This window comes from Aeromicrobium sp., assembly GCF_036676885.1.
In the GTDB taxonomy this organism is placed as follows: domain Bacteria; phylum Actinomycetota; class Actinomycetes; order Propionibacteriales; family Nocardioidaceae; genus Aeromicrobium.
In genome coordinates, this window is record NZ_JAKFCB010000318.1 from 1 (window position 1) to 6,661 (window position 6,661).

Here is a 6,661-nt window from a genome sequence, read left to right on the forward strand (position 1 = left end):
CAGCAGGCAGACTGTCCTTCGTGAACGCCGAGATGCCCGCAGACCTGCTCGACCACGCCCTCGCGGCGAAAGGCTTCATGCCTGAGGACGAAGGGGAGTTCCTGCACCGGGTCGCGCGCGAGCGGCTCCCCCACGGGCCCGCACTCGAGATCGGCACCTATTGCGGCAAGTCCGCGATCTATCTCGGCGCTGCAGCACGCGAGGTCGGCGGGACGGTCCTCACGATCGACCACCACCGCGGCTCCGAGGAGAACCAGGACGGCTGGGAGCACCACGACGCGTCGCTCGTCGACGACGAGTTCGGACTCATGGACACGCTGCCGGTGTTCCGGAAGACCATCGCACGCGCCGGGCTCGAGGACCAGGTGACGAGCGTCATCGGCCGCTCGACGAGCGTCGCGACGTGGTGGCAGACCCCGGTCAGCCTGCTGTTCATCGACGGGGGCCACGCCGAGGTGCATGCGCAGAACGACTACTCCGGATTCGCCCACTGGCTGATGTCCGGTGGCACGCTGGTGATCCACGATGTCTTCGAACGACCCGAGGACGGTGGCCAGGCGCCGTTCCACGTGTGGCAGCGAGCAGTCGACTCCGGATGCTTCGAGCCACGGGAGACCGTGGGATCGATGCGGACGCTAGCGCGTACCCGGGGAGACGCCGGCGAACCGGTCGGATGACGGGCAGTCGCACTCCAGGGCGATCTCGCCGAAGTCGACGCCGATGCCGTGACCGGTCATCACGCCGGCGCCCGGAGTCGTCCCGGTCAGCACGTCCCACGCGAGGATCGTCGCGGCCGCGGTGTAGGTCGTCTGCTCCGCCGGCCAGTTGACGTTCTCGGGGAACACGAATCCGGTCCAGTAGTCACCCCGATCGGTGCGCAGGTGCTGCATGTCGGCGAAGAGCCGGTCCGCACGGTCGTCGCCGATCGCCGTCAACGCCATCACCAGCTCGCACGTCTCCGCGCCGGTGACCCAGGGATTCGTGCTGACGCAGCGGATCCCGAGCCCGTCGACGACGAAGGTGTCCCACTGCGACGCGATCATCTGGTCGGCGGCGGGTCCACGCACGGCCCCGCCGAGCACCGGGTAGTACCAGTCCATCGAAAATGTCGACTTGTCGAGAAAGCGGTCGCGGTGCTCACGGAGCGCGTGGCCGAGCCGTCCACCGGCAAGCTCCCACTCCGGCTGCGGCTCATCCATCAGCTCCGCCAGCGCGACACCGCACCGCAGCGCCTGGTAGATGCTCGAGCTGCCTGCGAGCAGGGCCTCGCGGTTGATCGTGGCGGGCCCGTTGTCATCCCACTCACGCGACCAGGCGATGCCGCCGAACGGGAGCTGCAGGTCGACGACCAGGTCCAACGCGCGCCGCACGACCGGCCACATGCGCCGGAGGAATGCCTGGTCCCGCCGGACGCTCCAGTGGTGCAGCACCCCGACGGCGATGTAGGCAGCCATGTTGGTCTCGGTGCTGCTGTCTTCGACCCGGCCCTGGACGATCTTCATCGGCCAGGAGCCGTCCGGTCGCTGCGTGCGGGCGCACCACTCGTAGGCCGAGGCGGCGGCGTCCAGCTGGCCGCCGACCACGAGCGCCATCGCGCCCTCGACGTGGTTCCACGCGTCGGTGTGCTCGCCGGGCGTCCAGGGGATCGCACCGTCCGGCTCCTGCATCGCTGCGATGCCCGCGGCAGTCGTTGCGATCTGGTCGGGGGTCAACATGCAGGTCGTCTCAATCCTGCGCCGTGGGCTTGCGCAGGTAGAGCACCATGCTCTTGCCGATCAGCGGGTTGAGGGCACGCTCCGCAAGCCGGGTGACCGTGCTGAAGCCACGAGTCCTCATGATGTCCCAGACCAGGACCTGGTGGTATGCCTTCACCAGCGGGTTGTCGTCGTTCGTGACCCCGACCGCGCACTTGAGCCACCAGTACGGCGAGTGCAGGCCGTGCGCGTAGTCGATCCCGTCAAAGGCCATGCCGGCGTTCTCGAGCTTGCCGATCAGCTCCTTGTCGGAGTAGATCCGGATGTGCCCGCCCGGCGTGTTGTGGTAGTCGTCGGAGAGCTTCCAGCAGACCACCTCGGGCAGCCAGCGGGGCACCGTCACGGCCATCGTGCCGCCGGGGCGCAGGACTCGTACGAGCTCGTTGATCGCCTGGATGTCGGCCGGGATGTGCTCGAGCACCTCCGACGCGACCACCCGGTCGAACTCGCCGTCGGCGAAGGGGAGCTGGAGGGCGTCGCCCTCCTTGATGTCCGCGGAGGCGCCCTCGGGCACCTCACCGGCCTCCTTCATCGCGCCGAACAGCTCCAGGACCCCGGCCAGCTCGTCGGCGTCCTGGTCGAACGCGATGACGTCAGCGCCCCGGCGGTACATCTCGAACGCGTGCCGGCCGGCACCGCAGCCCATGTCGATGACCCGGTCGCCGGGCTTCAGGCCCAGCCGGTCGAAATCAACCGTCAGCATGGTTCTCCTCATGTCTCGGCGCCGCGCTCGCGGCGATCACGTCTTCGTACGCGGCTGCCGTGGCCTTCGCGACGGCACGCCAGCCGAACTTCTCCAGCACCCGCTCGCGGCCGGCCCGGCCCATCGCCGCCCGGCGATCCGGATCATCGAGCAGCACCGCGATCGCGGCCTCGAGCTCACCGACGTCGCCCGGGGTCACCAACGTCGCGCAGACGCCGTCCTCGCCGACGACCTCGGGGATCGCCCCCGCCCGGCTGACGACCAGCGGCGTCGCGCACGCCATGAGCTCCGCGGTCGGCAGGGAGAAGCCTTCGTACAGCGACGGGACACAGGCGACCTCGGCCGAGCCCATCACGTCGACGAGCTCGGACTCGCTGATGCCGTTCACGAACTGCACGGCGTCGGTGATGCCCAGCTCGTCGATGAGGCGCACGGTGCGGTCGCCCGGCTTGGTGACCAGCACCAGCTCGACCTCGCGCTCGGTGCGCAGCTTGGCGAATGCCTCGAGCAGCGTGGCGATGCCCTTCATGGGCGCATCTGCGCTGGCCATCGCGACGATCCGGCCGGGGACGCGCGGTGCGGTCGGCGGCACGAACACGTCGTCGACGCCGAGGGTGATGACCTCCAGCCGCGACGGGTCGACGCCGAAGTCGGTCACGATGTCGCGTCGGCTCGACTCGGAGACCGTGAGGATCTTCGGGAGCCGGCGGGCGACCTTCTTCTGCATCCCCAGGAAGCCGTACCAGCGGCGGAGGCTGAGCTTCTTGCGGAGGGTCGGCGCATTCGCGATGTCGATGCGACGGTCGAACGTGATCGGGTGGTGGATCGTCGTGATCAGCGGGAACCCCTGCCCGGCGATGTCGAGCATGCCGCGCCCGAGCGTCTGGTTGTCGTGGACGATGTCGAAGTCGCCCCGCCGGTCCTTCATGAGCCGCGCCGCGCGCTTGCTGAAGGTCTTGGGCTCGGGGAAGCCCGCGGTCCACATCGTCAGGACCTCCTCGACATCGATGAGGTCCCGGAACTCCTTGGGTCGCGGAGTGCGGAACGGGTCGGGATCGCGGTAGAGGTCCAGCGACGGGACCTTCGTCAGGGCGACGCCCTCGTCCAGCTCCGGATAGGGCTGGCCCGAGAACACCTCGACGGTGTGACCGAGCGCCACCAGCTCCCGGCTGAGATGGCGCACGTAGACGCCCTGACCGCCGCAGTGTGGCTTGCTGCGGTAGGACATGATCGCGATGCGCAAGGCACGCCTCCGGTTACTGGCTGGTAATGAAGTTGTATCACCCTCGCGCAACGCGTCACCGACTCGGCCGGTCTCTGGGGTTGTGGTCATCTCACGAAGCGGCACCCTGGCCGCTGTTTCCGGGGTAGAAGGAGTGGGTCGCGGTCACTCCTCCATCGACCGCGAACTCACCCCCGGTCGTGTAGCCGCTCTCGTCGCTCGCCAGGTAGACGTACAACGGCGCGACGTCCTCGGGCGTCCCCACCCGTTCCAACGGGACGCGGGTCGCACCCCACTGCATCGCCGCCTCGCCGCCCACCTCGCGCGTCATCCCGGTGTCGATCATGCCCGGGTGGACCGAGTTGACGCGGACCCCGTACGCGCCGAGCTCGACCGCGGCCGCCTTGGTCATGCCGCGGATCGCGAACTTGGTCCCGGTGTACGCCGTCAGGGCCGCCATCCCGGCAAGCCCCTCGACCGACGAGCAGTTGATGATCGAACCCTGCCGGCTCTGCTTCATCGCCGGGGCGACAGCCCGCATGCCGAGGAAGCAGCCGCGCATGTTGACGCTGATCAGCAGGTCGAGATCGTCCAGCGGCATCGTGTCGACCTCGCCGAACCGGAGCACGCCGGCATTGTTGACGAGCACGTTCACGGGCGCACCGAGGCGCTCCTCTGCCTCCGTGACCAACCTGTCCCACGAGCCGGGGTCGCTCACGTCGTGGTGGCTGAAGTACGCGACGTCGCCCAGCTCCTCCGCCAGGGCGGCACCGGCGTCGTCAGCCACGTCGGCGATGACGACTCTGGCGCCCTCGGCCACGAAGGCGCGCGCGATGGCCGCGCCCTGTCCCTGGGCGGCGCCGGTGATGATGGCGTGCTTGTCCTTGAGACGGGACATCGTTCTCCTTGAGCAGGTGGGCGGGTTGGTGGGGCTAGAGCGAGAGGACCGAGTCGGCCGCGAACGAGACCTCCGGGTCACGGTCGGCGAAATAGCCGCCGAGGGCCTGGTCGAGCTCGTCCGTCGACCAGAGGTCGCCGTTCGTGTCGAACCGGCGCTCGACGACCGGGGCGCCCATGAGCGCCACCATCCCGCCGTAGACGACGAAGACCTGGCCGCTGATGCGGTCGGCCGCGGGCGACGCGAGGTAGGCGACCAGCGGTGCCACATGGTCCGCGCTGTAAGGGTCGATCGCGCTCCCGGACTCGTCGGGACCGAACACGTCGGCCGTCATGGCCGTGCGGGCTCGCGGGCAGATCGCGTTGGCGCGTACGCCGATGCGTGCCAGGCCTCGCGCGGTCGACAGGGTCAGCGCGGTGATGCCCGCCTTCGCCGCCGCGTAGTTCGCCTGGCCGGGCGAGCCGGTGAGGAACGCCTCGGACGCCGTGTTGATCACGCTGGCGTCGACCCGTCCACCGGTCTCCTTCGCCACCTGCCGCCAGTGGGCCGCGGCGTTGCGGGAGAGCAGGAAGTGACCGCGCAGGTGGATGCGCACGACCAGGTCGAACTCCTCGTCGGACATGTTGAACAGCATGCGGTCGCGGGTCACGCCGGCGTTGTTGACCACGATGTCGAGCGAGCCGAAGCTCTCCAGGGCGGTCTGCATGATCAGGTCGGCGGTGGACCTCTCGCCCACGTCGCCGGGCGCGACGACGACCTCGGCCCCGAGCGACTTGATCTCGGCGGCGGCCTCGTCAGCGGCTCCGGGCAGGTCGTTGAGCACGACGCGGGCGCCGGCACGCGCCAGTGCGACCGCCTCCGCACGCCCGAGGCCCGCACCCGCTCCGGTGACCACAGCGACCCGGCCGTCGAGGGACGTGTCGGTCATGCGGGTTCGTCCACGATGCGCAGCGCCGACTTGGGACAGGCAGCGACTGCCTGCTCGACTCGTGAGCGGTTGTCGTCGGTGACCGTCGGGTCCTCGATCTGCAGCTCGTCATCGTCATCGACGAAGAACACGTCTGGTGCGAAGGCCTCGCACAAGGCGTTCGACTCGCACACGTCGTAGTCGACCTCAACCCTTGCCATCAGCGTTCCGCCTCCTCGCTTTGGGGACCCAAGAACTAGAACGTGTTCTAGTCTAGCCCAGCGCTGTCAGTTTGGATATGTCCCAGTCGCCGTCGCCCCTGGTCAGGGTGATGACCAGGCTGTTGCGACTCATCTGCTGGTTCGCCTTCTTGCCGGTGCCGGCAGTCGTCGTCTGGTTGAGGAACACCAGGACCTTGGCCTTGTGCTCGGTCGCGCTGATGATCGCCGAGGACACCGCGACGGCCTGGAGCACGATCTGGTTCTTGGTCGTGTTGGCCCGGACCTGCGCCATCGTGGTGTCGTACTCCTTGCGGAACCTGGGCGTCATCCGCGCGCGGGCGACCTCCATGTCGTTCGCGAGGGTCCGGTAGTCGTACGACAGCGTGCGCTGGGCCAGGTCGGCGGCAGCGATGAGCACCTCGGTGCGGGCGTCCTCGCCGACGAGGGTCCCACTCGGGGTTGACGCCGCTGATCCGTGCTCCGCGCGCCACCACATCGTGCCGACGCCTGCGGCCGCGAGCGCGACGAGCACGGCCAGCACGAGCGTCAGTCGCCGGAATGCAGGGGTCCGTCGGGGCGCGGTCGGGACGGTCTCGGCGACCGGCTCGTCGGACTCGTCGGTGACCTGGTCGCTGACCGGCTCGTCGGACTCCTCGGACTCCTCGCTGACCGGCTCGACGGACTCCTCGACGGCTGAACCACTCCTGGAGCGGCTCCGGTAGCGCGCAAAGGGATTGGCCGGAGCCTGCGCCTCGGCCTCGGGCTCGACCACCGGAGTCACGTCGGACTGACAGAACCGGCAACGGATCGCGGAGGCCTTGATGGTCTCCGCACAGAACGGGCAGACGCGTTCGTCGCGCTTCAGTCTGGGCATGCCCTATCCCACGAACTCGAGCTGTGAGACCAGCCAGCGGCTGTCCTGCTTGACCATGGACAGCTTGATGCGCCAGGACCGG

The 6,661-nt window shown here is 68.9% G+C and carries 8 protein-coding genes; 1 reads left to right on the forward strand and 7 read right to left on the reverse strand.

Going from position 1 to position 6,661, the window contains the following annotated elements:
* A partial coding sequence (locus V6M46_RS14800; RefSeq protein ID WP_332666485.1) for a class I SAM-dependent methyltransferase occupies positions 1–677 on the forward strand: 677 nt, incomplete at its 5' end.
* Here the strand turns inward: V6M46_RS14800 and V6M46_RS14805 are convergent.
* The 7 genes from V6M46_RS14805 to V6M46_RS14835 form a co-directional block, all read right to left on the reverse strand.
* The gene (locus V6M46_RS14805; RefSeq protein ID WP_332666486.1) at positions 636–1,715 is read right to left on the reverse strand and encodes a prenyltransferase; all 1,080 of its coding nucleotides are present in this window, start codon (positions 1,713–1,715) and stop codon (positions 636–638) included. The genes V6M46_RS14800 and V6M46_RS14805 overlap by 42 nt on opposite strands.
* Positions 1,716–1,725: 10 nt before the next feature.
* Positions 1,726–2,457: a class I SAM-dependent methyltransferase gene (locus tag V6M46_RS14810; protein ID WP_332666487.1), complete on the reverse strand. Its 732-nt coding sequence runs from the start codon at positions 2,455–2,457 to the stop codon at positions 1,726–1,728.
* Positions 2,444–3,700 (reverse strand): glycosyltransferase family 4 protein, encoded by a 1,257-nt coding sequence (locus V6M46_RS14815; RefSeq protein WP_332666489.1) that lies wholly within the window; start codon positions 3,698–3,700, stop codon positions 2,444–2,446. Before V6M46_RS14815 ends, V6M46_RS14810 begins: the two co-directional genes overlap by 14 nt.
* 91 nt (positions 3,701–3,791) lie before the next feature.
* Complete coding sequence (locus tag V6M46_RS14820) at positions 3,792–4,577, reverse strand: glucose 1-dehydrogenase (protein WP_332666491.1); 786 nt, start codon at positions 4,575–4,577, stop codon at positions 3,792–3,794.
* Between the two features lie 34 nt (positions 4,578–4,611).
* A complete protein-coding gene (locus tag V6M46_RS14825; protein ID WP_332666493.1) occupies positions 4,612–5,505 on the reverse strand; it encodes a 3-oxoacyl-ACP reductase in 894 nt (297 codons plus the stop codon).
* Entirely contained in the window at positions 5,502–5,705 is a 204-nt protein-coding gene (locus V6M46_RS14830; protein ID WP_332666495.1) for a ferredoxin, read from the reverse strand. The genes V6M46_RS14825 and V6M46_RS14830 overlap by 4 nt, the downstream gene beginning before the upstream one ends.
* A gap of 52 nt (positions 5,706–5,757) precedes the next feature.
* A complete protein-coding gene (locus tag V6M46_RS14835; RefSeq protein WP_332666497.1) occupies positions 5,758–6,579 on the reverse strand; it encodes a hypothetical protein in 822 nt (273 codons plus the stop codon).
* Positions 6,580–6,661 lie beyond the last annotated feature (82 nt).

Coding starts and splice junctions, on each gene's coding strand:
- V6M46_RS14835 (WP_332666497.1), bottom strand. CDS start 6,579: ATGCCCAGACTGAAGCGCGACGAACGCGTCTGCCCGTTCTGTGCGGAG.
- V6M46_RS14810 (WP_332666487.1), bottom strand. CDS start 2,457: ATGCTGACGGTTGATTTCGACCGGCTGGGCCTGAAGCCCGGCGACCGG.
- V6M46_RS14825 (WP_332666493.1), bottom strand. CDS start 5,505: ATGACCGACACGTCCCTCGACGGCCGGGTCGCTGTGGTCACCGGAGCG.
- V6M46_RS14805 (WP_332666486.1), bottom strand. CDS start 1,715: ATGTTGACCCCCGACCAGATCGCAACGACTGCCGCGGGCATCGCAGCG.
- V6M46_RS14830 (WP_332666495.1), bottom strand. CDS start 5,705: ATGGCAAGGGTTGAGGTCGACTACGACGTGTGCGAGTCGAACGCCTTG.
- V6M46_RS14820 (WP_332666491.1), bottom strand. CDS start 4,577: ATGTCCCGTCTCAAGGACAAGCACGCCATCATCACCGGCGCCGCCCAG.